General features: G+C 47.5%; 22 protein-coding genes and 1 riboswitch. Of the genes, 9 read left to right on the top strand and 13 right to left on the bottom strand.

Annotated features, from left to right (window positions below; translation table 11 throughout):
- Positions 1 to 64: 64 nt before the first annotated feature.
- Positions 65 to 1,219: a sensor histidine kinase gene (locus NSS79_RS31250; RefSeq protein ID WP_342437402.1), complete on the bottom strand. Its 1,155-nt coding sequence runs from the start codon at positions 1,217 to 1,219 to the stop codon at positions 65 to 67.
- A gap of 447 nt (positions 1,220 to 1,666) precedes the next feature.
- Between NSS79_RS31250 and NSS79_RS31245 the strand changes: the two genes are divergently transcribed.
- The 6 genes from NSS79_RS31245 (at position 1,667) to NSS79_RS31220 (ending at position 9,739) form a co-directional block, all read left to right on the top strand.
- Complete coding sequence (locus tag NSS79_RS31245; protein ID WP_342437401.1) at positions 1,667 to 2,602, top strand: ABC transporter ATP-binding protein; 936 nt, start codon at positions 1,667 to 1,669, stop codon at positions 2,600 to 2,602.
- 18 nt (positions 2,603 to 2,620) lie between these two features.
- Positions 2,621 to 3,784 (top strand): ABC transporter permease, encoded by a 1,164-nt coding sequence (locus NSS79_RS31240; RefSeq protein WP_342437400.1) that lies wholly within the window; start codon positions 2,621 to 2,623, stop codon positions 3,782 to 3,784.
- Positions 3,777 to 4,940 (top strand): ABC transporter permease, encoded by a 1,164-nt coding sequence (locus NSS79_RS31235; RefSeq protein ID WP_342437399.1) that lies wholly within the window; start codon positions 3,777 to 3,779, stop codon positions 4,938 to 4,940. Before NSS79_RS31240 ends, NSS79_RS31235 begins: the two co-directional genes overlap by 8 nt.
- 298 nt (positions 4,941 to 5,238) lie before the next feature.
- Positions 5,239 to 5,562 (top strand): L-rhamnose mutarotase, encoded by a 324-nt coding sequence (locus NSS79_RS31230; RefSeq protein WP_076109601.1) that lies wholly within the window; start codon positions 5,239 to 5,241, stop codon positions 5,560 to 5,562.
- A 361-nt stretch (positions 5,563 to 5,923) separates the two neighbouring features.
- Positions 5,924 to 8,929 carry an efflux RND transporter permease subunit gene (locus NSS79_RS31225; RefSeq protein ID WP_342437398.1) on the top strand — a complete coding sequence of 1,002 codons (3,006 nt, stop codon included), beginning with the start codon at positions 5,924 to 5,926 and terminating at the stop codon, positions 8,927 to 8,929.
- Between the two features lie 414 nt (positions 8,930 to 9,343).
- The gene (locus tag NSS79_RS31220; RefSeq protein WP_342437397.1) at positions 9,344 to 9,739 is read left to right on the top strand and encodes a hypothetical protein; all 396 of its coding nucleotides are present in this window, start codon (positions 9,344 to 9,346) and stop codon (positions 9,737 to 9,739) included.
- A gap of 135 nt (positions 9,740 to 9,874) precedes the next feature.
- On the opposite strand, the gene NSS79_RS31215 is transcribed toward NSS79_RS31220, so the two are convergent.
- Genes NSS79_RS31215 through NSS79_RS31205 form a run of 3 tightly spaced genes read right to left on the bottom strand, consistent with a single transcriptional unit; the run spans position 9,875 to position 12,532 of the window.
- Positions 9,875 to 10,672 (bottom strand): ABC-2 family transporter protein, encoded by a 798-nt coding sequence (locus NSS79_RS31215; RefSeq protein ID WP_342437396.1) that lies wholly within the window; start codon positions 10,670 to 10,672, stop codon positions 9,875 to 9,877.
- A gap of 18 nt (positions 10,673 to 10,690) precedes the next feature.
- Positions 10,691 to 11,497: an ABC-2 family transporter protein gene (locus NSS79_RS31210; RefSeq protein ID WP_342437395.1), complete on the bottom strand. Its 807-nt coding sequence runs from the start codon at positions 11,495 to 11,497 to the stop codon at positions 10,691 to 10,693.
- Between the two features lie 18 nt (positions 11,498 to 11,515).
- Complete coding sequence (locus tag NSS79_RS31205; protein WP_342437394.1) at positions 11,516 to 12,532, bottom strand: ATP-binding cassette domain-containing protein; 1,017 nt, start codon at positions 12,530 to 12,532, stop codon at positions 11,516 to 11,518.
- A 460-nt stretch (positions 12,533 to 12,992) separates the two neighbouring features.
- Here NSS79_RS31205 and NSS79_RS31200 point away from each other — a divergent pair, with 460 nt between their 5' ends.
- The gene (locus NSS79_RS31200) at positions 12,993 to 13,796 is read left to right on the top strand and encodes a LuxR C-terminal-related transcriptional regulator (RefSeq protein ID WP_342437393.1); all 804 of its coding nucleotides are present in this window, start codon (positions 12,993 to 12,995) and stop codon (positions 13,794 to 13,796) included.
- A gap of 114 nt (positions 13,797 to 13,910) precedes the next feature.
- Here the strand turns inward: NSS79_RS31200 and NSS79_RS31195 are convergent, their stop codons facing one another.
- The 6 genes from NSS79_RS31195 to NSS79_RS31170 form a co-directional block, all read right to left on the bottom strand.
- On the bottom strand, positions 13,911 to 15,191 hold the full coding sequence (locus NSS79_RS31195; protein WP_342437392.1) for a hypothetical protein: 1,281 nt from the start codon (positions 15,189 to 15,191) through the stop codon (positions 13,911 to 13,913).
- Between the two features lie 16 nt (positions 15,192 to 15,207).
- Positions 15,208 to 16,866 (bottom strand): HlyD family efflux transporter periplasmic adaptor subunit, encoded by a 1,659-nt coding sequence (locus NSS79_RS31190; protein WP_342437391.1) that lies wholly within the window; start codon positions 16,864 to 16,866, stop codon positions 15,208 to 15,210.
- Positions 16,863 to 19,070, bottom strand: a complete 2,208-nt coding sequence (locus NSS79_RS31185; protein WP_342440475.1) for a peptidase domain-containing ABC transporter — start codon at positions 19,068 to 19,070, stop codon at positions 16,863 to 16,865. The genes NSS79_RS31190 and NSS79_RS31185 overlap by 4 nt, the downstream gene beginning before the upstream one ends.
- 260 nt (positions 19,071 to 19,330) lie before the next feature.
- Positions 19,331 to 19,984, bottom strand: a complete 654-nt coding sequence (locus NSS79_RS31180) for a type II CAAX endopeptidase family protein (RefSeq protein ID WP_342437390.1) — start codon at positions 19,982 to 19,984, stop codon at positions 19,331 to 19,333.
- Positions 19,985 to 20,034: 50 nt separating this feature from the next.
- A complete protein-coding gene (locus tag NSS79_RS31175; RefSeq protein WP_342437389.1) occupies positions 20,035 to 20,238 on the bottom strand; it encodes a hypothetical protein in 204 nt (67 codons plus the stop codon).
- 51 nt (positions 20,239 to 20,289) lie between these two features.
- Positions 20,290 to 20,490, bottom strand: coding sequence for a hypothetical protein (locus tag NSS79_RS31170; protein WP_074111224.1), 201 nt, complete (start codon positions 20,488 to 20,490; stop codon positions 20,290 to 20,292).
- 222 nt (positions 20,491 to 20,712) lie between these two features.
- On the opposite strand from NSS79_RS31170, the gene NSS79_RS31165 reads away from it, so the two are divergent.
- The gene (locus NSS79_RS31165; protein WP_342437388.1) at positions 20,713 to 21,558 is read left to right on the top strand and encodes a LuxR C-terminal-related transcriptional regulator; all 846 of its coding nucleotides are present in this window, start codon (positions 20,713 to 20,715) and stop codon (positions 21,556 to 21,558) included.
- A gap of 69 nt (positions 21,559 to 21,627) precedes the next feature.
- Here the strand turns inward: NSS79_RS31165 and gcvPB are convergent, their stop codons facing one another.
- From gcvPB to gcvT, 3 genes are read right to left on the bottom strand one after another with little or no spacing between them, the layout of a single operon-like run.
- On the bottom strand, positions 21,628 to 23,088 hold the full coding sequence (gene gcvPB / locus NSS79_RS31160) for an aminomethyl-transferring glycine dehydrogenase subunit GcvPB (RefSeq protein ID WP_342437387.1): 1,461 nt from the start codon (positions 23,086 to 23,088) through the stop codon (positions 21,628 to 21,630).
- The gene (gene gcvPA, locus NSS79_RS31155; protein WP_342437386.1) at positions 23,085 to 24,437 is read right to left on the bottom strand and encodes an aminomethyl-transferring glycine dehydrogenase subunit GcvPA; all 1,353 of its coding nucleotides are present in this window, start codon (positions 24,435 to 24,437) and stop codon (positions 23,085 to 23,087) included. Before gcvPA ends, gcvPB begins: the two co-directional genes overlap by 4 nt.
- Positions 24,434 to 25,558, bottom strand: coding sequence for a glycine cleavage system aminomethyltransferase GcvT (gene gcvT, locus NSS79_RS31150; protein WP_342437385.1), 1,125 nt, complete (start codon positions 25,556 to 25,558; stop codon positions 24,434 to 24,436). Before gcvT ends, gcvPA begins: the two co-directional genes overlap by 4 nt.
- 239 nt (positions 25,559 to 25,797) lie before the next feature.
- A riboswitch (glycine riboswitch) is annotated at positions 25,798 to 25,894 on the bottom strand.
- Between the two features lie 182 nt (positions 25,895 to 26,076).
- On the opposite strand from gcvT, the gene gcvH reads away from it, so the two are divergent.
- Entirely contained in the window at positions 26,077 to 26,469 is a 393-nt protein-coding gene (gene gcvH / locus NSS79_RS31145; RefSeq protein ID WP_342437384.1) for a glycine cleavage system protein GcvH, read from the top strand.
- Positions 26,470 to 26,493: the final 24 nt, after the last annotated feature.

Below are 26,493 nucleotides of genomic sequence, written 5' to 3'. Positions count from 1 at the left end.
CGGGCAAACTCCCTTATCTCTAATTTATGATCACTTGCTGCACCCTACGGTTCTTCATGCAATGTTACCTAATCTCCGCCTGCCTATAAACCGGCAGACGGGTAATTGCGGTGAATTGCGGCTCCGTACGCAGCTCCAGTGTTCCGCCGATCAGGTTTGTCCGCTCGGTCATGCCTTTCAGGCCCATGCCGCCGCTGCCCTGCATTCTTCGCAGCTGGTCGCCTTCGGGCCGTTTGCCGTTGTTGCCAACCTCCATCACAACCTCTTGCTCACTATAGGACAGTGTGATCCATACTGCCGCTGCTTTTCCGTGCTTTAGGGCGTTTGTGATGGCCTCCTGGGCATTTCTATAAAGTACGACCTGGGTGCTTGGGTACAGCGGATAAGGATACCCATGAATGGAATACGTGGTTTCAATACCCGTATCCCGCCCGATTTCTTCCAGCAGGCGGTCCAGGGCATAAGCCCCTTCAAGCTGCGGAGCATAATTAATCCGTCTTACGGCAGCTCGCATATCGTCCATGCTGGCCGCGAGCTGATCGCGGATCTGGCCCATCATCTTCATTCCGGATTCAGGAGCAGCCGGCAAGGTATGAATGGCAGCTTCAACCATCATTTTGACCCGGATCAGCCTGTGGCCGATATCATCATGAAGCTGGCGGGAAATCCGTACCCGTTCCTCCGATTGTGCGGCATTCTCTACCTGAGAGGTGAACTGCAGCAGCCGGCTACGGGCTTCTTCCAGCTCAAAATGCTTGCGGCGCAGCTCATCATAGAGAAACTGCGTTTCCTCGCGGCCGCGGCCGGTCCGCAGCAGCAGTACATTGAGAAAAACGGCCAGCAGGAAGGTAAGATTCATCACTCCCCATTCGACAGGTGTTGATTGACTGAAGGCGATATTCAGAACAGCCAAATGAACGTAGGTGAATACGACGGATACCGTCTTTGACTGTTGCCGTGAATATTGCAGCAGTGCTGAGATGGCCGGGAAAATCATCAGCGTACCGTACTGGCGGCATAGCCAGGCCGTGAAGAGCAGTTCTATGCAGGCCAGCAGCGGCAGTGATTTCGGCAGCTGGTACTCAAGCGTCACTACAAGCAGCAGCAGCAGGAAATGCAGGGTGAATAATTCATAGTCGGCATAGTCGTAGAGGTATATAGTGATCGCCGCAGGGAGCAGAATGAGGCCGTAACGCAAAGAGTTCAGTTCTCTAATCAATAGAAGTCATCCTTTTTTTCAATGGAATGCCCGAATCTACCATGTTTTATATAAGTTGAACTTAAGCTTACCTATCCGGCATAGAACGCAACTGCGGTGAATGTTTGGACTTCCGGCCGCTGTTGTCTACAGATTTCTTGATTTATACCGCTATTTGAGGTTGAAATCCGTAGACAGGTTATGCTTCCGAAGCGAGCTTTCCTACGGAAAGCTTTGAGGCGGTCACTATCGCTCCTACAGTTCCAAACTTCCCCTCCGCTGCTTTTGCCTCTAGGTAGTTCTTTATTTCATCTTATATTTTTGTTCTTATGTTCATCTTAGCATATTCCCCGGCCATTTCAGGAGATGACTTTAGTCACCCCAGAAGATGACCTTTCGTACCTTCGGTGATGTTGTTGGCGCGTTACAATAAGAGCATAGAGATTGAGGAACAGGGGAGATGAAGAGATGACACTTGCGGTACTCAGTAATGTAGTAAAACGGTACGACCAGAAATTAACGGTAGATCATGTGAATCTGAACATCGAGGAAGGCGAAATTTTCGGTTTGCTCGGCCCAAACGGCGCCGGAAAAAGCACAACCATCAGTATGATCTGCGGCTTGCTGAAGCCTGACAGCGGCGAGATTATCATCGACGGGCTGTCAGTGGCAGCAGCTCCGCTAGAGGTGAAAAAAAGAATTGGTCTGGTTCCGCAGGAACTGGCCTTGTATGAAACGATGACGGCTGAGGAAAATGTGAGATTTTTTGGCAAGCTGTATGGCCTGCGCGGCAAGCTGCTGAAGGAACGGGTGGAAGAGGCGCTGGAATTCACCGGATTAAGCGACCGGACGAAGGATAAACCGGCGACCTTCTCCGGGGGAATGAAACGGCGGCTGAACATTGCCTGCGCGATCATGCACCGCCCGAAGCTGATCATTATGGATGAGCCTACGGTAGGCATTGATCCCCAGTCGCGCAATCATATCCTCGAGTCGGTCAAGACGCTGAACAAGCTGGGGTCGACCATCATTTACACCAGCCATTACATGGAGGAAGTCGAAGCAATTTGCGACCGTGTAGCAATTATGGATAAAGGTCATGTTATTGCCTGCGGCACAGAGAAAGAACTGCGGGAGAAGGTTGCCCATGAAGAAAAAATTGTCATCAAGGCTGTCAATATTTCGGCTGCCCTGATTAAAGAGCTTAGTCTTCACCCGCGGATTAACCGCGTCAAGGAAGTGGAGCAGGCGGTGGAGCTGTACCTTCCATCCTCACAGAGCGAGCTGCAGGATATTTTGTTCATCTTTTCCAAGCATGAGGGGGTTATTGTCTCCCTGCATATCGAAGAGCCGGATCTGGAGACGCTGTTTCTGAGCCTGACCGGACGGACCTTGCGCGATTAAAGGAGGGGGAAACCTGTAATGAATATTTTGATAATTGCGGTGTACGAACTGCGCAGGCTGACCCGTTCACGGTGGGTGCTGATGACTTTGTTCCTGCTGCCGCTGGTGCTGATCTTCCTGCTTGGCGCGTCGCTCTCTGAGGTAGTGGGAGACAAGAAAGCTGAAACCATAGAGCCGGTGAAGGTAGCTGTAGTGAATGCCGGGGGGACAGGAAGTTCCGAGATGATCAAGGCCTTTTTGGAATCAGCCAATATTAAGGATTATATTATTCCCCATGAGGCCAAAACCAGGCAGGAAGCAGAGAGCGGGCTGCGGTCCGGGATCTACGGCTATGCGGTGGTTGTGCCGAAGGATTTTGACAGTGGAGTACAGAGCGGGGGAAAGGCTGAACTGGAATTCATTCTTGGCAAAGACCGGGTGGATAATACCGTTGCTGGAACAGCCTTTGACAATTTCCTCAGCATCATGAATTACAAGCAGGCCGCAGCTATGACACTAGGACCGGAAGCTGTTGCCGCCGCAGCTGATTCTCATCAAGAAGGGACAGCCGTAAAACTTGGGGATTTGAGTAATGGAGGAAGAACTTACACAGCCTCGCAATTTTATGCCGCATCAATGCTGCTGATGTTTCTGCTGTATAGCGGCCTTACGGTGACTCATTCGCTGTTCAGCGAGAAGGACAATCACACGCTTTATAGAATTAACTCCATGCCGGTTAAAGGCTCGGATTTGTTTATAGGAAAAATGCTGGGCATTGCGATTGTCACCATGGTTCAATGTGCGGCCATCATTCTATTGTCTCATTGGCTGTTCGGTGTGTATTGGGGCAATCGTCCGGGTCTGCTGGCGCTGTTCTGCCTGCTGATGATCCTCGCTTCCCTGACCTTTTCTGTAATTGCGTGCATGTTCAGCAAAAAAGAGACGGAAGCCACGAGTATCATCAATGTCATTACAGTAGGCATGACCTTTCTTAGCGGCGGCATGGCTCCGCTTCCTGATTCCTGGGTGAACAGTATTGGTGCGTTTACGCTTAATCATTGGACGCTGCAAGCCGTAATCCGAATGATGCTGCATTCAGATTTAGAGCAGATTCTGCCGAATTTATGGATGATGCTGCTGATCTGCCTGATTTTGTTCTGTGCTGCAATCCTCTCATACCGGAAGGTGGGATACCATGAATAACATATTTACGATTGGCTGGAATATGGTCAAGCGAACGATCGGTTCCCGCAAAGGGCTGCTGCTGCATATCCTGTTGCCCTCTTTAGTGGTAGCCGGTATTGTCTCCGTTACCGGCGGCATGGAAGATAGCACGGCGGTTCTGCTGTATACCAACAAGGATACCGGAGCAGCCGGGAATCATCTGATTGTTGAACTCGAGAATAGCGGGGATTACAAGCTTGTCGAGCGCAGCGATGAGGCTGATTTGAAGGAAGGTGTCACCTCGCAGGACGGTGCGGCCGGTTTATGGATTCCGGAGGGCTTTACCTCGGGAATTCTGCAGGGGAAAGCGCCGCAGCTCACCGTATATGAGCTGAAGACGACAGAGGATTCTATACTAATCAAGATGAAAACCGATGCAATCGCTGTAGAAATGCTGTCAACCGCAGCTACGGTGAGAAAGGTCTCTGCAACCGGAAGTACGGATTCAGAGGAGAGATTCGCCGCGATTCTGAAGCAGGCGGAAGAGCATAATGTAGGCAGTATCCGAACCGACTATAATCTTTACCCCCGGCAGACACTGGGTGTTATTACAGGCATGACGCTGATGTTTCTGATGAGCCTCGTGACCAGCAGCGTGTCGCTGATTATGGCAGACCGCAGGGGGCGGACGATGATGCGGATGTTCAGCGCACCGGTACGCTCCTATGAAATTGCGCTCGGCAATTTCCTCGGCAGCTCTATGGTAGGACTGATCCAGATTGCTGTTGTGCTATCGCTGGGCAAGTGGGTGCTCCGTTATGACTATGAGGTGCCGATGTATTTGTACTTCCTGGTCCTCGCTGCATTCATGCTCGTATCCATGGGAATCGCCGGTACGGTGGCGGGTCTGATCCGCAATCCGAACAATACCGGGATGCTGAATTCGCTGATTCTTACACCGACCTGCATGCTGGGCGGCTGCTTCTGGCCGCTGTCCATCATGCCGGATTACATGCAGAAGGCGGCCAATTTCATGCCGCAGAAATGGGCGATTCAAGCGGTGGACATCGCCGCAGCCGGTGGAGGCTGGGATGAGCTATGGCTGCCCTTTGCCATTTTGGGCCTGATGGCTGTTATTCTGCTGGCCATCGGCTCCGCGATTCTTCGCCCTAATGAAGCGGGGATCAACGCGTAGGAAGACTGAACTGTAACACAGAGCCTTTACTTCTCACAGCAGCAGAAGAGGGACTGCTGCTGGCGGGGGATAAAGGCTCTTCGTTCTGAATGATCCTTTAATTACCCAATATTCCCCATAAAAAAAGTTGCTAAAGTTATGATGGAAGCGGTATCATTAAATCTTGCGAAGATAGTTTTATCCGAAGTGATTCAATGAAGCAATGCTAACAAAACTTAAGTGTATGCTTTCGATGTGAGTTTTGCACGAAGTGGGCTCAATGAAGTAATGCTAACAAAACTTTTAGGAGGTCGGGAAGATGAGCAGCAATAAGTTGGCTTGGACCTGGAAGGTCAAGGAAGAGTACCTGGAGGAATATGTGCAGATGCACCTGAACCCTTGGCCGGAAATCCTTGAGGAGCACAGCAAAGCGGGAATCAGCAATTATTCGATCTTCCAGAACGGCAATCAGTTCTTCTACTGCTTTGAATGTGACGACAAAGAGGCGGCTTTTGCCTACATTGCCCAGAGCGATGCCTGCAACCGGTGGAACGCCATTACCTCTAAAATGGTTGAGGGCTCCTTTGATTTTAACGAAGAAACACCGATGGAACCGCTCCGCGAGGTATTTTATTTGAAATAGTACGGTTGCTCATATAAACATTTTCTTGATCAACCGAATATTTGTTTGAATTTGAAGAAGCCTGTCCATATAGGCTTCTTTTTGTTTTTTTTATGGAAAGATTGTACTGGCGGTTTGAGGCAGAGCGAGTGGATTATTTTAGGTTTATATTGTGTTGCTTCGGCCAGGCTTTGGCTTATCTGGAGGGGCTCAATCCCGGGAATGGGATCACCTCCGCCCCGGGGCTGAGCGCGAAACCCTTCGTTGGGCGGTTTTGACTTCGGTCAAAAGCTACTACACTAAAGCAGGAAAGCAATGCTTGATACATAAGGGATCAGTCTTAAAGAGAGTAATCAATAATGGAGTGGAAGGGGAAAAAAGAATGACATGGTTAACGAAATGGTCGTTTGGCAATAAGGGGGCGGTAGGTCTTCTAGTTGTCATGGCACTGGTGGTGGGGATAATGAGCTACACCTCGCTGCCGATGGAATTCATGCCGGAGGCCGATAATCCACAGATCACGGTTACAGTACTTGGACCCGGACAGGATGCGCATTCGATGGAAACCTCGGTTACCAAGCCGATTGAGGCGGCGACCTCTCAGGTGAAAGGCAAGACCGAACAAATGTCTACCTCAGGAGACGGATATGCCAAGGTAGACATATATTTTGACGGCAAGTCTGATATGAAGGAGGCGGCGCAGGAAGTCGAGAAAGCTGTGGGTACACTGCAGTTTCCCGAAGGTGTGATGGACCCGTTCATCATTCAGCTGAACACCTCAATGATTCCTGTCTCCCAGCTTACGCTGTCGTTCGATGATGGGCTCACCAAGGATAACCTTGAGATTGCCGAGAATACCATCATCCCCGAGCTGCAGAAGATCGAAGGGGTAGCCAGCGTAGCTTTGTATGGCAAGACAGCTCCTCAAGTTAGAGTGAAGCTTGATCCGAAGGTGATGGCGGCAAAAGGGGTAACCACTGCGCAGGTATTGGGGCTGCTTCAGGGGCGCAATGTTTCCGCCTCCATCGGCGAGCAGACGATCGGCGGCCAGACGGGGAATGTGAATGTAATCTCTTCGATAGACAGTATAGATACCTTGAAGCAGCTACCGGTCGGGGCTGGAGCAAAGCTGCAGGATATTGCCGCTGTTGAGGCCAAGATAGACCAGGAGAGCGTCAGCCGCTCCAATGGTAAAGATGTGCTGTTCGTCGTAATTACCAAGGAAGCGAATGCCAATGCAGTGGATGTCGGCGATAAGGTGCGCAGCGCTGCAGACGATATCAATGACAGAATTAAAAATGCCGAGGCCTCCGTCATTTTCAGCACCTCTGATATGGTGGTCACCTCCGTCAACAGCATGATGCGTGAAGTCCTGCTCGGTGCGTTGTTTGCCACAATCGTAATCCTGCTGTTCCTGCGCAACATCCGGGCTACGCTGATCACGGCGATATCCATTCCGCTGTCTCTGGCGGTTACCCTTTACCTGCTTAAGGTATCGGGAATTACCCTGAACATCGTTACCTTGGGCGGGGTTGCCGTTGCTGTCGGACGGCTGGTGGATGACAGCATCGTGGTCATTGAGAACATCTACCGGCGTATGCAGAAGGAACCCTTGTCCCGTGATATGGTGATCAGCGCAACCCGCGAGGTGGCCAGAGCCATAACCAGCTCAACGCTTGCTACGGTGGCGGTATTTCTGCCGATGGGGCTGCTGCGCGGCGGATTGCAAGCTTTCTTGCTTCCGTTCGCCTTGACGGTAACTTACTCCTTGCTGACTTCGCTTGTTGTGGCTCTGACCGTCGTTCCGCTGCTAAGCTCCTGGCTGCTGCGCGGTTCTTCCCTGAAGGAACATGAGCCCGCCGGATGGTTCACCCGTTTTCTCGATTGGAATCTGCAGCGCAAATGGCTCACGCTGAGCCTGGGTCTGGTGCTGTTAGTCGGCTCTATTGGCGCTTATATTGCCATGCCGAAGGCCGCGCTGGATGCTAGCGATGCCAGCAATGTATCCGTTCAACTGGTATATCCGAATGATGTTCCGGTCGCGGAGGTGTTGAAGAATGGCAAGTTGCTGGAGCAGGAGCTGATGAACCAGCCGCAGGCCCAGACGGTCATCATGCAATCCGGGAACAGTGCCGATTCGGCGAAATGGGGCAGTGTTACCTCGCTGACCCAGGTGGATTATACAGTAATGATCAAAGAAGGAACGGATGCACAGGTGTTTTTGGATCAAGTCCGCAGTCTTCAGGCTTCCTATACGGGGGCAACGCTGACCGCAAATGAAGCCAGCATGATGGGCTCAAGCTCCACCAGTGAATATGTCGATATTGTCGGCAATGATGTCGCAGCTATCAATACAATTGCTGAAGAGGTCGCCGCCAAGGTGAAGAATATAGAAGGTGTGCAAAAGGTCAGCAGCAACATGGAGGATACCAAGCCGGTATTTGCCTTCAAGGTGAATCCTGCTGAAGCTAACGCCCAGGAAATCTCCATGCAGCTGGGGGCGATGCTCAATCCGGTTCCGCTGGGACAGATCCAACTGGACGGTTCCCCGGCCGGTGTCATCCTTGAACCTGTCATTCAGGCGGAGTCACAGGAAGACCTGAAGAACATGACCATCATGACCGCCGCTGGTCCGCAGCCATTGTCGCAAGTGGCAGCCCTTGAGGTCACGGATCAGCCGGCCATGCTATACCATAAGGACGGCAAGCCTTATGTGCGGATTACCGCAGAAGTGGATCCGAAGAAGGTATCGGCCATCGGTGCCGATATTAAAAAGCAGACAGACGGCATAACGCTGCCGGACGGCGTAACTCTGTTCGCAGGCGGAGCATCGGCAGACCAGGCCGGGGACTTCGGTGACCTTGGAATGACGGCGCTGATCTCAATCGGCCTAGTGTATCTGATTATGGTGCTCACCTTTAAGACGCTGCGTGCACCACTGGCAATTATGTTCTCGTTGCCGCTTGCAGCCATCGGAGCGATTGTCGCCCTGATCATATCCGGGGTAACCCCCGACTTCACCGCGTTGTTCGGTGCATTGATGCTGATTGGCATCGTGGTCACCAATGCGGTGGTGCTGATCGACCGCATCAAGCAGAATGAAGCGCATATGTCGATCCGCGAGTCCATTCTCGAAGCAACCGGCACACGGATGCGCCCGATTCTAATGACGGCGATTGCCACTGTCTGCGCCATGTTACCGCTGCTCTTCGGACATTCCGAGCAGGGCAGCATTGTCTCGCAGAGTCTGGCCATCGTAGTAATCGGCGGATTAACCGCAGCCACTCTGCTGACGCTGCTGGTCGTGCCGGCCATCTACGAGCTGCTGTACTTCCGCAAATCCGCCAAGGAACGTAAAAAGGCGGCAAAGGCTGCGGTTGCAGCATAGGCCGAACAAGGCAGGGAAGGCTTGTATCAGTGATAATTAAAGTCTTAGCTTGTGCTCCGCATTTCATTACGGAATGTGGAGTGCATAAGCTAAGATTTTTTCATTTATCGTTATCAAATAGAAATGTTAGCAATCAATAATATACATATAAATACAAATGTCTCTATTGAATTATGTAAAATAATATGATTTTTTGTGTAAATATATAGTTTTAACACATTTTCATATATAAAATACTTGTTTTTCCATGGGAATATATGTATTATTAATCTTGTAATAAAATAATAGGCGAGGGGGGGAAGTTGTTCTTTTCGCTACACAATTTCTATCGCCCGTTTTAGTAGTATTCTTGTAAGCTGCAAGGATATGGTGAAGGATTCATTCCAACTCAATTACTAAAGGAGATGTTAAATTGTGAAAAAGTTTCAAAAAACAGCAGTTGCCGCACTTTCTTCCATGGCTTTGCTCTTAGGATCTGTACCGGCTGCGTTCGCCGATGAAGCCGTTACTCCTCCTGCTGCTCCTGCGGCACAGGAAGTTCAGGCAGCGAGCGGAGTTGTTACACCGCTGGCAACACTTTACGGTTCAGTAGGAACTCCTACTACGGATATATATTTCAATGGCGTTTATACAGTCGAGATTCAAGGCGAACCAGGCGGTAATTACGTAATCTATGCCATCGATCCCAGTAATAATTGGTACTATAGAACAGAGATTATTGGTTCAGGTAAGTATACAAGCCAATTATGGGGCTATCATAAAATTTATGTAACTTCAAGTTTCGGAGGGAACTTTAAAGTTATCTATTAATAATTATTGATTGATTTTAACGTAATCGTAATTACTATCTTCATATAAACGTCAAAACCCCACCTGCCCAAATGGACAAGTGGGGTTTTTAGTATTTTCACTCTGTTCTTTTATAAACAGTCCGCTCTTTACGGATCAGTTCCCCGTGCTTTCATACCGCGACAGTCCGAAGCGGAATATGCCATAGGCCGCAGCTGCACTTCCTATCGCAGCTACCGGGGCCAGCATCCACCAGCCGGACCATTCGCTTTTGCCGAAGATATAAGTCGCCGGATAAAAGCTGATAAACGCATAAGGAAGCACGGTAGAAATAAACACCCGTACAGTCTGCGGGAACAGCGTGATCGGATATTTGGCCAGGTCGGCCAAATTATGCACCATCAAGGGAAAGGCATTGCCGGCATTACGGATCCAGAAGGCTGCCGAATTGCCGGCCAGATTGATCGATACGCGGATAACTACTGCTGTCACAAGGAGCAGGGAAATAATTATGATTTTGCCAAAGGTCCAGTGGAGATGGGTGTGGACCAGCGATTGCCAGACAATTACGCCGCCGATTAGCAGATTTCCGAGGCCGTTAATGCCGATGCCGGTACAGAACACCTGAAGCACGACAGGCACCGGCCGCAGCAGATAACGGTCCATTTCTCCCATGTTGACCAATCTGCCCATACGCCAGGTCCCCTCGAAGAACAGGGAGGCAATGCCTTCGGTCAAGAAGATCATCGCGTACATAAAGGTGACTTCCCAGAACTGCCAGCCGTTGATGTCGGGAATCCGGTCATAGATGACCCAGAGGAAGACGAATCCCAGCACCTGTGTTAAGGCAGCTGAACACATTAGGATATAGAAATCCTTATTATATTCCATGATGGCTTTTAACTGCTGTATGTAGAGCCTTTTGTATAGATAGAACATGCGTGATAACTTCATGCTTCGCTCTCCTTCCGCCTAACCTCCATGAATCGTTACCTGACGTACTGCCCAGTTCCACATGCATTTTCCGGCAATCCAGAGTGCAACCCCCCAGAAGAATTGCAGGCCGATCAGCCTGACGCTCTCCCAAGTGTCCGCCTGTTCCAGAAAGATCATCGTCGGTGTGTGAATAATGCTCTGAAAAGGCAGGAACAGTGCGAGCTTCTCCAGCCAATCCGGGAAAAAGGCCAAGGGTACCAGCGCTCCGGATAGCAGGTTGGTCAGGGCGATTCTTGTCCAGACAATACCCATGGAGCCGGTCGACCAGAAGCATAATAATGCCGCAAGATAGACAACGCCGAACTTTACCAGGATCGCTCCGAGCAGACTGACTGCGAACAGCAGATAGACCAGGGCCGACTGCGGGAAGGTAACACCGGTCAGGAAGGTGGCAAACAGTACGAGCAACACCGTGCTCATTCCACCCTCAAGCAGGCTGGAGCCCAAGGTTTCCGCAAATCTTGCGCTTTGAAAATCGATGGGCTTAAGCAAATCTACGGCAACGCTCCCGTCGAGGATTTTGCCGGAAATAGATGTTTCGGAATACCAGGACAACACAGAGTTGGCCAGAAAGGTAACGAGCAAGTAGGTTTTCATCTGGTCCCAAGAATACCCGCCTACGATATCGCGGCCGCTATAAATGCCCTGCCATAAAAAGTAGATCGCCAGCAGATTGATCGAATTGGCCAGAAAGGTGATCACGTAAGAAGTCCGGTAAGCGAGAACATTTTGCAAGGACCGGTTGGCAATACTTCTGTATTTCTTAAGATTGGGTACAGGCATGACTGCGTTCGCTCCTCCTTATGCACCGGTTTCGTTCAGGTTCAGATTTCCGTCGTATACGGCTTTGATGACTTGCTCAATATTGGCATCCTCCATCCGGAAGTCAATCACCTCGCCATGTTTCATCACCCGGCTGACCACTTCGCTGGCGGTATATTCATAACGGTCAAAGGATACGGAGAACTCCTGATCATTCTGCAAGTCCAGCTTCATTCCCGGAGTCTGTGAGAGCTGCTGGTACAGCTCGGGCAATGGCGAGCCCACCTGGAAGAAGATCACCCGGTTTCTGGCGAAACGGGATTTGACTTCACTTAAGCTGCCGTCATAGATAATGGAGCCGTGGTCGATGATAATCAGCCGTTTGCAGAGGTCCTCAATATCACCCAGATCGTGGGTAGTCAGCATAACTGTAATCTGCTGCTCTTGGTTGATCTTTTTGATGAATTCGCGGATCTTCTGCTTCACGGAGACGTCGAGGCCAATCGTCGGTTCATCCAGATACACAATCGGCGGGTTATGTAATAAAGCAGCAGCCAGATCCGCTCGCATACGCTGGCCGAGGGAGAGCTTCCGGGCGGATAAGTGAATAAATTCACGCATACCCAGCATCTCAATAAACATCTCCAAGTTGGTCTTGTACACAGCATCGGGGATCTGATAAATATCCTTCAGCAGGGAAAAGGACTCCACAATCGGAATATCCCACCACAGCTGCGTGCGCTGCCCGAACACCGCTCCGATCTGGGCGGCATTCTCCATTCTTTTCCGGTACGGATTGATACCGTTTACAGAAATGCTGCCTGCGGTAGGCATTAGTATGCCGGTCAGCATTTTGATCGTGGTGGACTTGCCTGCACCGTTCGGCCCGACATAGGCCACCGTCTCACCTGCCTCGATGCTAAGGTCCAGCGACTGCACTGCCATCTTCTCAATATGCCTGGGGATCAGCAGATGTTTGACCGCGCCTTTGAGGCCGGGTTCCTTCACCGCCTGCATAAACGACTTGGACAGCCCGCAGACTTCAATAATACTCAAGAATAGACCTCCTTCATTCCTAACTTCTAAAGACGTATAAACAAATATAGCACCGGGCTGATGTCGAAAACTATCGGTTTAGGTCGGACGGTAAAAAATTTATAAGATTATGACGAATGATAAAAAAACGGCTATCCGCAGGCTGGATTGCAGACCCGGGTTAGCCGCTTAAATATTTTTTCGGATACCTCTATCGCTCATCTAGGCTGCTTTTTTTGAAGGAAATAGATGAATATGAAGAAGAGGATATTTTTCAACGTTCATTCGTAAGAATAGCCCCTGTCAATTGTCTCATAAATATCCTATGATATATTTACTGCTATTCTAGGCTATGCTGTCTTGTAAGTTTATAATAGAGATAGGAAATATTGCTATAGCAAATATAGATGAATTAATATTAGTGAATATATTCACAAAAATCCCCAATCAACTAACGACAATAACCAAGGAGGCGTTTGTGTTGACTACCTTCAATTCCAAGATGAAAATGTGGTGTTCGCCAAATGATCTTCCAGCAGCTCAAGCGGCGTCTTTTCACCCTAGTAATTCATCTAATACATATAGTCCGTTGCAGTCTCCAGTTGTCTCTTGCGTGAAAGAGAACAAAGCGATATATAGTGAAGCCATGGTTTCTTCCATGCGGGCAGAGATGGTGGCGATCAGCCAGTTCATTCCGATTCCTTATGTTGTGTTTCTGGCGGATGAAGAGGGCTGGATTCTCGATCTGATCTGCTCTTCACGAAGCCTTCAGGAGAACATGGACCGTGCAGGTATGAGTGCGGGCATCAATCTCTCCAAACGGTATTCGGGCCTGAATGCAGTCCCGCTGGCTATGGAGATGAACCTCATAGGGGTGGTGCGGGGAGGGGAGCATACAGACGCTGCTTTCAAGAGCTGGAATTGTGTATGCGCGCCTTTGATTCTGGACGGTTGTACGCATGGCTATGTGGATATTTCTTTTGATTCCAGGCAGCAGATAGATTTTGCGATTCCGTTCGTGCAGCGATTGGCAGATAATGTGGCGTATAAACGGATGGTTAACAATGCAAGCTTGCAAAAGTTCAGACGAGACACAGTGTTTGGAGAATATAAGCTGACTGCGAGAGAGAAAGAGGTAGCTGTGCTGTGGTTGGCGGACAAAAGTGCACTGCATATCTCGAGCGCGCTGGGGATCAGTGAGGGCTCTGTCCGGAATGTAGTGAAGAGCATTTATATCAAAACGAATGTAAATGACCGCTCCCACTTCGCCAAGAAACTGATATAGACGTGAAAAGGACCAGAACCTGTAGAGGCTCTGATCCTGGCTTTGCAGGATTGCTCCTATCTAGGGGTTTATCCTCGTGGACTTACCAAGATTGTGAGAATCTAAGAGTAGTTATTAGAGGATGAGGCCACTAAGTGCCAGAGTAACTTTTGCTTGGAACAGAGCATACGCAACTTTCTGCTTGTCCAATTCCCGATTTGAATTAAATAAATCCAGCTTGCTCTGATCTGCTTGGGCCGCTGAGATTAACCCTTTACTTAAGAGAGCGGCATTATCCTGGGACGTCTGTAGAAGCTCCAGTTGTTTCACTTTCAGTTGTGAATACTCAAAAGCAATTTCATGGGCTTCCGACTTATAACCTGTCAGTTTCTCTTCAAGTTGTTGTTGCACTATATTTTTGTGTGCAATTTGGCTGGACCATAGGACAGAATAATAGGCGGCAAGTCCAGTATCGGAAGCTTTAACAGCATCAAGGTTATCTTTGGCGAGTTTGATTTGAGCATCTTCCTCCTGTAAATCATAATTAGTAGATAGGCTAATCGCTGTGTTCCAATTCCCGGGCTCTGGCGTACTAGAAATGACATCATCCAGAATGACTTCTGAATAGGATGATAATCCTAGCTCAAGCTTAAATTGCTCCAGTTGGGCTTCATAACTCCTAAGGTTACGTTCAAAAACTGACTTTCGTTCAGCGCTCTTATGATTAAAGTCTTCCATACTTTTCTTTGACAATACACCATGCTCATAGGATCTAAGGGTATCCTCAGACTGCTGAAACCAATATTCGCTCTCTTGTTTGTCATACTCAATCGTTTTCTTTAAAGAACACAGTTGATAATATTTCTGTATGGCATAGTAGCGGATCATGGCCTCCGTCTTATGCAGCCGCAACTGATTGATCACTTTATCCGTTTCCAAAGTGCGTAACTGGTCACCAAATTCCATGAGTTGTGCGGTTTTTGCCTCTTGATTGTAGCTGTTTTGGCTTTCAGACTGAGCGCTAATTAATTGATTAAGAGAGGTGTTGATCATGATTTGTATGAGAATAGATTGATTAACACCAACTTGTTCTTCTTCACTTAACTCATTGTAATTGGGAATGCCTTTTATAAAAATATCAGGATTTACTGGTAGCATTCCGTTGGACACGGATACGTTTTTTTGCTCCAACTTTTTCTTTTCAGTGGATACATACAACAACTGGGAATCTGTTTTCGCTATATTCCATTGCGTGAGCTTAATATCTGCATAGTTAGCTAATGCTAGCTGCACTGCCTCTTCTATAGAAAGTGATTTTAATGGAACAGATCCCTGTGTATCAGCGTGTACTATAATTGTTTGAGAGAAAAGGAGTAGTAAGAAGGACAGAACCAAGAGTATTGATTTCTTTAACATTTAACTGGCAGCCTCGCTATTCTTTTAAATTGATTTTTTCAAGAACAAAGTCAATGATTTTCTTGGAATCGGTAATAACAGATGCTTGTGCTGTCATCCCTACTCGAAGTTCTCCACGCTCACCTCTTCGATTAACAAGTGGATCATTGGATATCGTTGCCTCCACCAGATAGTAGCTCATGCCGTCCTGCTGAACAATTGAATCTGTACTTATTGACGTAATCGTACCTTTTTGGGAACCGAAACTTTGTTTGGGAAAGGCAGAAAAGCTGAAATCGACTTTATTTCCAACCGTTATTTTTCCTGCCTCAGCGTTAGGTACAGCAATGCTCATTTTATATTTTGACTCATTGGTGGGAATGATGGAGATCAAGGATTCGCCTGCTTGCACCATATCCCCTGTGTTCGTTTCTTTTAAAATATTAATTGTACCGGAAATAGGTGCTACTAGCAGCTTTTTGTCTCGTTCAAGCTCAATTTGCTTAACATTCTCTTGGAGCATGGTTAAAGCTTTTTTATCTTCTTCAATTGTCGAATGAATCTGAACAATACGGTCGAGTTTCAGCTTTTCCAATGAAGTCTCTTCGGTTGATCGGTTAAGCTTCTCTTGATTCAGCAGATCATTTTGCTGTTCGGCGAGCTGTTTCTTTTGCATTTCAAAAGTTTTTCGTTCCGAGACAGAAGGGTCATGTCCATTGTTTAGCAAGTCAAGGCTGTTCTCTATCTCAGCCAATTGCTGATTGAAATTGGTGATATTGCTCTCTGCGCTCAGCACAGCTTCGTTTTGGAATTGGCCGATTTGCAAATATGAACTTTCATATTGATGCTGTTCGTCTGTAATCTGGGATTGCGGCACAAGGCGGTTCCCCAAGCTGAGCGAGCGGACGTAGATTTCTTTTTTCTCGGCAGACAGGTTAGACAACTGGACGTATTTACCTTGGTATGCGTTATATTGTTCTATCCGTTTGGTATCTTCAGGCGGAAGCAAATTTTGATTTGCTTTGATGGATTGCGCGAGCAATTTTTCGTTTGCGATTTCAACATCCAACAGGTTCTTCTTCCGCTCTAATTCTATTTTATTCTGAAGAGATTTATTTGAGCTGGATTCGGTACTGATAGCAGCAGATTCTTGCAACCCTTTATTCTCAAGAATGGAAGCTGTAAGCTGATCTTGGCTTGCCTGAAAGCTCTGCTGCTGCTGGCAGTATTCAAGCAGGAATTGCTCTATCATGTCATAATAGTAAACTTCGTCTGCTTTTTTAGAAGAAAATTTATTGGTCAAACTGCTAATGCTTTGTTTATAAAGCTGTAGATACTGAAGTTCCTTAGTCAGCTTATTGATTTCAGAATTCCGATTGGATAATTCTATATCCAGATCTTTATGTTCAAAGCTGAATAGTTGTTCTCCCTGCTTAATCTGCATTCCTTCATGAATGTATACCTGTTCGACTTTTCCGGCAGATGAAGTCTGAATGGTACTGACTTTCTCATTGGGTCTGACTATAGCAGAAGCCTTGGAAACTTCATCCATCTGGCCGTAATAGGACCAAACTAACGCAGCAGCCAATATAGTAAATAGAATGAGTATGAAAATAGAGATCACAGGGCTGGTTTTAGACTCCATAATTTCTCTGCTATCCGACATTTCTGATAGGTTATGAATTTTTGCACTCATACAAGAGACACCTCGCCTATCCCGGCAACGTATTGAATTGGCTGTTCTTGTTTTTGTTCAACTCCGGGGAGTTGATCCTTCCAAAGCCCATAGTACTTCCCACGGTAATCCAGAAGCTCCTGATGTGTTCCATGCTCAATAATCCGACCTTGGTCCATCACATAAATCCGGTCACAGCGCATAATTGTACTCAGCCGGTGAGCGATAATAATTGTGGTCATGTCTTCAAAAGCATTGATAGTCTCAGATACAGCCTTCTCCGTCGTAGAATCCAGATTACTGGTTGCTTCATCCATGATAAGGATATCCGGCTGCTTAAGAACCGCTCTGGCGATTGCCAGTCGCTGCTTCTGGCCTCCAGAGATATTGGTGGCATTCTCTTCCAACATCGTGTTATAGCGTAGAGGCAGCTGATTGATAAATTCGTGGGCTTGTGCGGTTTGGCAGGCGGCAACAATCTGCTCCAGATCTATATCCTGATCCACACCCAGGCATAGATTCTCTCGTATCGTTCCGCTAAAAAAGAAAGTATCTTGTGAGATATATGCAATCCGCTCTCTTAAGCTATCCAGATGAATATCTTTGATATTGTAGTTGTTGATTAAGATATCGCCTTTTTCATGCTGGTAAAATTGCATGATCAGTTTGATTAGTGTTGTTTTACCGGAGCCGCTTTCACCGACAAATGCAATTTTTTCGCCCTGTCTAAGCGTCAAATCGATATCATGAAGTACAAGGGAACGTGTACCGTACCTGAAGCTGACACGATCAAATTTAATATCACCTTTTAATGAAGAGGGTTGAATCTTCTTGTCTTCATCTTCAAGCTTCTCCGCTTCCAAATCAAGAATTTCTCCTAATCGCTCAGCAGCTACAACGGCTGTTTGCAGGGTGGGCTGAAGGTTGATGAGATTCTGTATCGGCTCCAGGAAGTAAGCCAGTAATGAGTTGTATGTAATTAGTTGGCCCATAGTCATATTTCCTTTAATTACTTGATTGGCACCTACCCAAAGGATGGCTACGCCTCCAAGCAATTGGACCAGACCCTTGAGTGAGCCTTGTATATTATTGAAAATACCAAAGCTGAATACAGATTTCAGAAACGCGATGAATTTCTGCTCCATCTCAAAGCCAACCTTGGATTCCGCATGATAGGCTTTGACCGTTTCGATACCGTCAATAGATTCCACAATGTAGGAGGTGAGCTGCGCGTTCTTCTCCATTTGTTCACGGTTCAGCCGGTCAAATGGCTTGTGGAATCCCCAAACTAATATCAAATACAAAGGAACCAACATTACAGTTACACCAAACAGAAGGGAACTTTGCGAATAAAGAATTATCCCCCCGGCAATAACCATGATTATATCGATCATAATGGTTAGGGTTGCGCTGGAAATAGCATCCCGAACCTTAGAGGCATCCATAAGCCTTGAGATGATTTCGCCAGTCTTACGGGTACCGAAAAAGTTCATGGGTAGTTTTAATACATGGTGGTAATAGCCAAGAATTAGCGATATGTCGAGCTTCTGGCTCAGTGTCAGTAGAATATGACTGCGGAAAGCATTCAATAAAACCTTAAAGATATATAGAACTATCACCCCGGCAGAGATGATATTAAGAGTCTTCTTTAGTCCAAATGGAAGAATTTCATCTAATAGAAATTGAAAATAGAACGCTGAAAGAATACCCAGTACTGTATATAACATGGATGTTAAAAAAATGCCGAGCAGCATTCTTTTCTGAGGAATCAGTAATCCGAAAAAACGAGTGAATAACCCTTTAGACTCGTCGCCCTTTTTAAACTGGGGAGTGGGTACCATTAATATGAGAACACCGGTCCAGATATTGAAAAAGTTTTCCGGTGTATATTTAACAATGCCTTTCGCGGGATCTGCGACGACAATTGTTTTTTTCGTAATTTTATGAATGACAACATAATGCAATAGGGTTTGGTCTATAACCACGTGAGCAATGGCCGGGAGTGGGAAGTTTTCAAAAAATGCCTCGTGATTTCCTTTTACGGCCTTGGCGGTGAACCCTAATTTTTCAGCAGCTTTAACCAAGCCGTATGCGCTTGTACCTCTATTATCTGTTCCTGCAACGTTCCGTATTTTAGTAATTGGATAGTTAAGTCCATAATGTTTCGTAACCATGGCGATGCTGGCGGCTCCGCAATCTTTATAATCATGTTGTTTAATGCACACGTATTTTTTGAACAGATCAATTCCCACCTAATAATGTGATTTTATTCTTTATTATTTGATTTTTTGTAATGGAAATGTATATACATAACTAGAAGCACTAATACAATAAACAAAGAAAACCACTCAATAGAATGAATTGTGAAAAAATAAAAAAATAAATTAAATAAATGAATTGAGAATATAAAAAGCATCAATAAGTCAAATGTACTTTTTTTCATGGAGTGCTCCCATAAAGTTTTTTAGAAGCTTGATTTAAGTAGTTAAAAAGATAAATTCAAAAAGTTCCATAATATATGGGTTATTATTCCAGGTGTTAGGGATTTGGTAACTTTATTTTCTAGGCATAGTATCACTCCAAAGATAGTGGTTGTGAAAAAATTCCCTTCATGTAAAAGACCGAAAAGTAAGGATGATATTATAATTGCGGAAATATAGGAGAAGCGTTCCTTAAAGAAATTAATGAAGAAACCTCTGAAAATTAATTCTTCAAAAAAGGGAAACGGAAACGATAAAATTAAGAAAGAAATAATATGAAAACTCTTTGAGTATCCAGGTTTAAGGGTTTCAGCCAAGGTTAGTTGTTCTGAAATGCGGTCCCATTTTAAAAAATCTACAAAGAACATAACTGCAAAATAAAAAAGTCCTAATGAGACAAGGGCAATTATGTAAGTAAACCAATGATTTAGACCTATAAAGTTAGACAATTTAAGAATATCTTTCTTTAATTTGCTTGATAAACTTAAGGTAATAATGTAGGAAAGAAGTTGAGCAAATATTGCAATATAGTTGATAATAGAGTCATTTCTGAAAATAAAGCCTAAGCTAATTGAAAGAAATAAGTTACATATAAAGAAAAGTGTAATTAATTGCACCAGGTTTTTCGTTAAATAATATTTCCCGTTGTCGTTAAGCATAATTATCTCCAATAGCCCCCAATATAAATATATATTGGGGGGGGGTGTGATTAATTATAGTATCCATCCCAACCAGCTTTTACACCTTTTGCAAAGTCATAAGCTGGCTGAACAAAACTAACAACGGCAACAACTTTTCCGAGAGTGGTTTTTCCAACTTCTTTAGAAAAATCCAACACTGTGTCTAACCAACCGCCACCTTCTAATTCTAGTGCTTCATTGTGGGAAAGTTCAGTGAATGCGTTAATATTCATATTAATACCTCTCCTTTAATAATGGTTTTTTTAAGGTTGAAAATGAACAAATCAAGGCTTGAATCCTGGGTAATAACTGTTAATCCAGTTCATAGGGTTCATTGCTTCTTTAGTTAGCCCTACAACATCTTTTGCCCCTTCATATGCCTGATGTAAGCCATATCCTACGGCATATCCCAAATCGCTCCAAACCCCTTCCCCCTGAATTTGCTCCAATTCTGAAAGGGTTAGTTCTGTAAAAGATGTTTTCACTAAAATACCTCCCTGTTTATATAGTGTATTACATAAAAAAGATTACCATAGGAATTATTGGTGTTAAATGTTAAGAAGTGGGTATTTACATTTATTCCTAATTATGATAGGAATCTTTTACTGTATTATCTTTTCTGAATCATTTGTAGTTACTTGAATATATCATTTTAGAATGTTATTCTTTTTCGGTAATACAAATGATGGAAATCAGGAGGGATTTAATTGACATCAGCTTACGATCAGACAAAATTTTGGTATTCACCAGGAGACCTAAAAAAGGAACAATTGGATTCGTTCTATTCATTGAGTAAAATTAGCAGTTTAATAGCTCACGATAATAAGAGAGAGCTCTCTTTTTCGGAGATTAAGCCGGATTCTATATATCATAAAGCAATGATTACTTCCTTACATAACGAGATGTTTAAAATTAGTAAGTACATATCAGTAGACTTTGCAGCTTTTCTTACCGACGATATTGGGGAAATTCTTGATTTGTATCCTTCATCACCTGATATAAAAGAAGAACTCAATAAGGTCAGATTAGGAGTTGGAACGAGTTTTGCCAAACATGAGCACGGATTGAATGCTGTTTCGCTAGCAATTGAGATGAATTCTATTGGAGTAGTTAAAGGAATGGAACATACAAATTCGTTATTCTTCGATTGGAATTGTGTATGTTCACCTCTCTATTCAGAGGGGGAGATACAAGGATATATAGATATTTCATTTTATAAGGGGCAGCAAATTGAATTAGCCATCCCATTAATCCAGCAGATAGCGGAAAATGTAAGTTGTAAATGGATGCTGAGCAACCCCGAGTTACAGTTGCTTAAGCTGGAAATGAGTTTCGATGAATATAGCTTGACCGGGCGAGAAAAAGACGTAGCTCAAATGTGGTTATCAGAAAAAAGTGCATTATTTATTTCCAACGGTTTAGGAATTAGTGAAGGTACAGTGAGAAATGTAATTAAGAGCATATATAATAAAATGAAAGTAACTGACCGTTGGCAGTTCATTAAGAAGCTTTCTCCTAATTCCGAAAATAACCCAAAATTCTTATATAAATAGCATTTATTCCTTGTTCAAAAAGGAGCCCACAGTGAAAAATGGGCTCCTTTGATTAATTAAATAAGATTTTTAACCGCAAGAACAATTCAATACCGGCTTACGCGCAGCCTGTGTCTCGTCGAGACGGCTGATCTCCGTAGTATGCGGAGCATAAATCACGATTTCCGGAGTCTCCTGGGCTTCCTTGACGATTTGAATCATCGTTTCGATGAAGCCATCAAGCGTTTCCTTGCTTTCGGTTTCGGTCGGCTCAATCATCATGCACTCTTCCACAGTCAGCGGGAAGTAGACCGTTGGCGGGTGGTAGCCGAAGTCGAGCAGGCGTTTGGCAACGTCCAGCGTGCGCACGCCGTATTGCTTAAGATTCCTGCCGGACATCACGAACTCGTGCTTGCAGACACCCGGATACGGAATTTCAAAATACGGTGCCAGCCGGTGCATCATATAGTTGGCATTCAGCACGGCGTTCTCGGAAACCTCGCGCAGGCCGTCCGGCCCGTAGGTACGGATATAGGCATAGGCACGGACGAGAATTCCAAAGTTGCCGTAAAAGGCTTTGACCCGCCCGATGGATTCCGGGCCGCCATAGTTCAGCGAGAAGCTGTCATCTTCATTCTTGACCACTGTAGGCTGCGGAAGAAAAGGAATCAGCTTCGCCTTCACGCCGACAGGTCCGGCTCCCGGGCCGCCGCCGCCGTGCGGGGTGCTCATCGTCTTGTGCAAATTCAAATGCACCACATCGAAGCCCATATCGCCGGGACGGGTAATGCCCATAATGGCATTGGAGTTGGCTCCATCGTAATAGAGCAGTCCGCCCGCTTCATGTACAATTGCAGCAATCTCCACAATCTGCGTTTCGAACAGGCCAAGTGTGCTGGGGTTGGTCAACATCAGCGCGGCGGTATCGCTGCCGACAGCAGCCTTCAGCGCTTCAAGATCAACCATTCCTTTATTATTGGAAGGAATCGTCACTGTATCGAGTCCGGCTGCTGCGGCGCTGGCCGGGTTGGTGCCATGCGAGGAGTCCGGCACAATCACCTTCGTGCGGATCTCGCCGCGGCTCTCATGGTAGGCGCGGATCATCATCAGGCCAGTCCATTCACCATGTGCGCCTGCGGCAGGCTGCAGGGAGACGGCATCCATGCCGGTCAAAGCGGAAAGATCATTTTGCAGGGTGTACATCAGTTCCAGGGCACCCTGAATGCTTTCTTCCGGCTGGTAAGGATGAATCTTGGCCAGTCCCGGGAAGCGGGCAACATCTTCGTTGATCTTCGGATTGTATTTCATCGTGCAGGAGCCGAGCGGATAGAATCCGTTGTCGACGCCGAAGTTGCGCCGGGACAGCGCAGTGTAGTGGCGGATGACATCCACTTCGGATACTTCCGGCAGCACGACCGGTTCGCTGCGCAGAAGTCCTGCAGGGATCAGTGCATCAAGGTTCTCGTCCTGCGGAACATCACATTGCGGCAGGGAGTAGGCCGAGCGGCCGGGACGGCTAAGCTCAAAGATCAGACTTTGTTCCGGTTTCATAAACAGCCCTCCAGTGCGCTGGTGAATTGGTCAATTTCGGTTTTGCTTCTTTTCTCCGTGACGGCAATCAGCATATGTCCGGCAAGCTCCGGATAATCACGGCCCAGATCGTAACCGCCGAGATAACCTGCTTTAATGAGCTTGGAATTAATTTCGCTCACTCCACTTCCTTCGGGAAGCTTCAGGACGAATTCGTTAAAGTAAGGAGCTGAGAACGCAGCCGCAGCACCGTTTATTTCACCGAGTTTGCCGGCGGCATAGTGGCTCTTTCGGATGTTCAGCTCGCCGACCTCGCGCATGCCTTCTTTGCCCATCACGGACAAATAGACGGAGGCGCACAGCGCCAGCAGCGCCTGGTTGGAGCAAATGTTCGAAGTGGCTTTTTCGCGGCGGATATGCTGCTCGCGGGCCTGCAGCGTCAGCACGAAGCCGCGTTTGCCGTTCCGGTCAACGGTCTGGCCGACAATCCGGCCCGGCATGCGGCGCATCAGATGCTCCGCTACGGCGAAGAATCCGCAGGTTGGTCCGCCCAGCGAAGCCGGAATGCCCAGCGGCTGCGCGTCACCGACGACGATGTCGGCGCCGAGCTTGCCCGGCGTTTCCAGCACGCCGAGCGCCAGCGGGTTGGCGCTGACAATGAACAGGCCTTTGACGCCGTGGATCAGCGGCTCGATGGCACCGAGTTCTTCTATTGCGCCGAAGAAGTTCGGTGACTGCACCAGGACCGCCGCCGTGTCGCCGTCGATGGCTGCGGCAAGCTTCGCTTGGTCGGTTACACCGTCTTTATAGTCAATCTCTACGACATCGAGGCCCCAGGCCCCTGCCGAAGTGCGCAGCACCTGGCGGGCCTCCGGATGCACGGTGCGGGAGACAATCAGCTTTTTGCGTTTGGTGGCACCAGCTGCAAGTACTGCCGCTTCCGAGAAAGCCGTAGCGCCATCGTACATGCTGGCGTTGGCCACCTTCATGCCGGTCAGCTCACAAATGTAGGACTGGAATTCAAAGATCGCCTGCAGCTCGCCTTGGCTGATTTCCGGCTGGTAAGGGGTATAAGCAGTATAGAATTCCGAACGGGAGATGACATGATTGATGACAACCGGGATATGATGGTCATACAGGCCGGCGCCGAGGAAGCTGGCGTGGGTATCGAAATTGGCATTTTTGTCGGCCAGCTCTTTCATATGGCGCAGCAAGGCGTATTCATCCAGCGCCTCCGATATCGGCATAGTTCCCTGATAACGGACGGCCTCGGGGATATCGGAGAACAGCTCCTCCATGGACTGAATTCCGACTGCTTCCATCATTTCATGGCGGTCTTGTTCAGTCATTGGCAGATAACGGTGCTTCATTGCGGCTTCACTCCCTGGCTCTTTTTGTAGAATGGCGCTTTGACCACGACAGCCTTGAGCTGCTTGCCGCGGATCTCTACGTTTACCTCTGTGCCTATTTCACTGTAAGCTGCATCCAGCAGCGCAAGTCCGAGATTGCGTTTGAGTGTCGGTGACTGGGTGCCGGTGGTCACTTCACCGATCTTTACTCCATCTCCGTATACAGGGTAGTGGGAACGCGGAATGCCGCGGTCGATCATTTCCAGACCGACGAGGCGGCGGGGCAGACCGTCAGCCTTCTGCTTCACCAGCGCATCACGGCCGATGAAATCTTCTTTGTCCAGCTTCACGAAGAACTGCACGCCTGCTTCCAGCGGCGTAATATCCGCTGACAGCTCCTGGCCGTACAGTGGCAGCTTGGCTTCAAAGCGCAGCGTGTCGCGTGCGCCAAGACCGGCCGGTGTAAGGCCGTGCGGAGCCCCCGCTTCCAGCAGGCCGTTCCACAGCGCAGCCGCCGTATCCGGCGGCGCGTAGAGCTCGAATCCGTCCTCGCCGGTATATCCGGTGCGGGAGAGCAGAACGTTCACGCCGCATACCTCGGCGTTCTCGATGAAGTGGAAAGGCTTCAGCTCAGCAATGGGAGCCGCTGTAACTTTGGAGAGGATGGCCTCAGCCAGCGGGCCCTGCAGGGCGAGCAGAAGAGTCTCATCCGAGATATTGCTCAGGCTGACGCCGCTGAATTCTGCGGTGAGATGCTCCTGCAGCCACTGAAAGTCCTTGTCGATGTTGGAGGCGTTCACGACAAGCATGTAATGCTCTTCGCCGAGGCGGTATACGAGCAAATCATCGACAACACCGCCGTTTGGATATAGAAGCAGCGTGTACTGCGCTCCACCGTCTGCCAGCTTGCTGACATCATTAGTCGTCATTTTTTGCAGGAAGGCTTCGGAGCCGCTGCCGCTAACCATGAATTCACCCATATGCGACACATCGAACAGTCCGGCTTGCCCGCGCACGGCCTCATGCTCCTTGACGATTCCGGTAAACTGCACCGGCAGCTCCCAGCCGCCGAAGTCAATGCATCTGGACTCCGCATAAGCAGAATAAAGGTCATAAAAAGGCGTTCTTTTCAAAGCGTTCATGTGCTCACTCCCTTGGTCTGATTACATGCAAGCCTAACGGGATTTCCTTTGCCGGCAGGGACGGTGTCCGTTTCTGCCCATTAAAAAAAAGGACAGGCGGAAGCCGAATATGCGTACGCGCATATATAGACTTCCGCTCTGTCCTTTGTACCTGAGAGTTACCCTGCTGTGAACCCGGCAGGTTTCCCCGTTGGTGACCAGTACGCTGCAATAGCAGGGCCTGATGCTCTCCAGAGATGCGTCCGGCAAAGGTCCTTTTGCCTGAGAGATTCACCCCGTAGAGGGCTTACTCCTTCGGCGCCGTCTTCAAGAGACGGTCTCTCCCTATGCCATCATTCGCAAACCGTATAATTTTCTGCTGTCTCCATTAAACCGGGTATGGAGGTGCACTGTCAACAAAAAAACGTCAAAAAGATGACAAATTTAAATTTCCTGTCAGTTATATTGACATTGAGCAGGACGATAACTTAGTCTATAACTAAATTTACAACTCCAATTCGGAAATGAGGCGGCTTGAAATGAGTGAAGTGCTAGATAACCTGCTGTACAGCGAGGAGCATGAATGGGCGCAGCAGGGCGAAGGGCGTTTAATACGTGTTGGGATTACGGACCATGCCCAGCATTTACTAGGCGATATCGTATTTGTGGAATTTCCTGAAGTTGGATCGGCTATTTCTGCCGGGGACAGCGTGGGCAGCATTGAATCCGTGAAGACGGTTTCCGAATTATATTCACCGGTATCGGGAACGGTGACCAAGATTAACGATGCACTGGAGAACAGCCCGGAGCTGATTAACGATCAGCCGTACGGCGGGGGCTGGATTTTTGAACTGGAGATCGAAGGCGAGTATGCCGACGCCGTATCGGGACTGCTGGACGCAGCCGCTTACCGTGAACGGGTTGGGGAATAACAATTGGTTTTGTGGAAAATTTAT

This window comes from Paenibacillus sp. FSL L8-0436 (assembly GCF_038593025.1).
In the GTDB taxonomy this organism is placed as follows: domain Bacteria; phylum Bacillota; class Bacilli; order Paenibacillales; family Paenibacillaceae; genus Paenibacillus_AQ.
The sequence above is the reverse complement of the archived record's forward strand: the minus strand, read 5'-3'. Positions and strand labels throughout refer to the sequence as shown.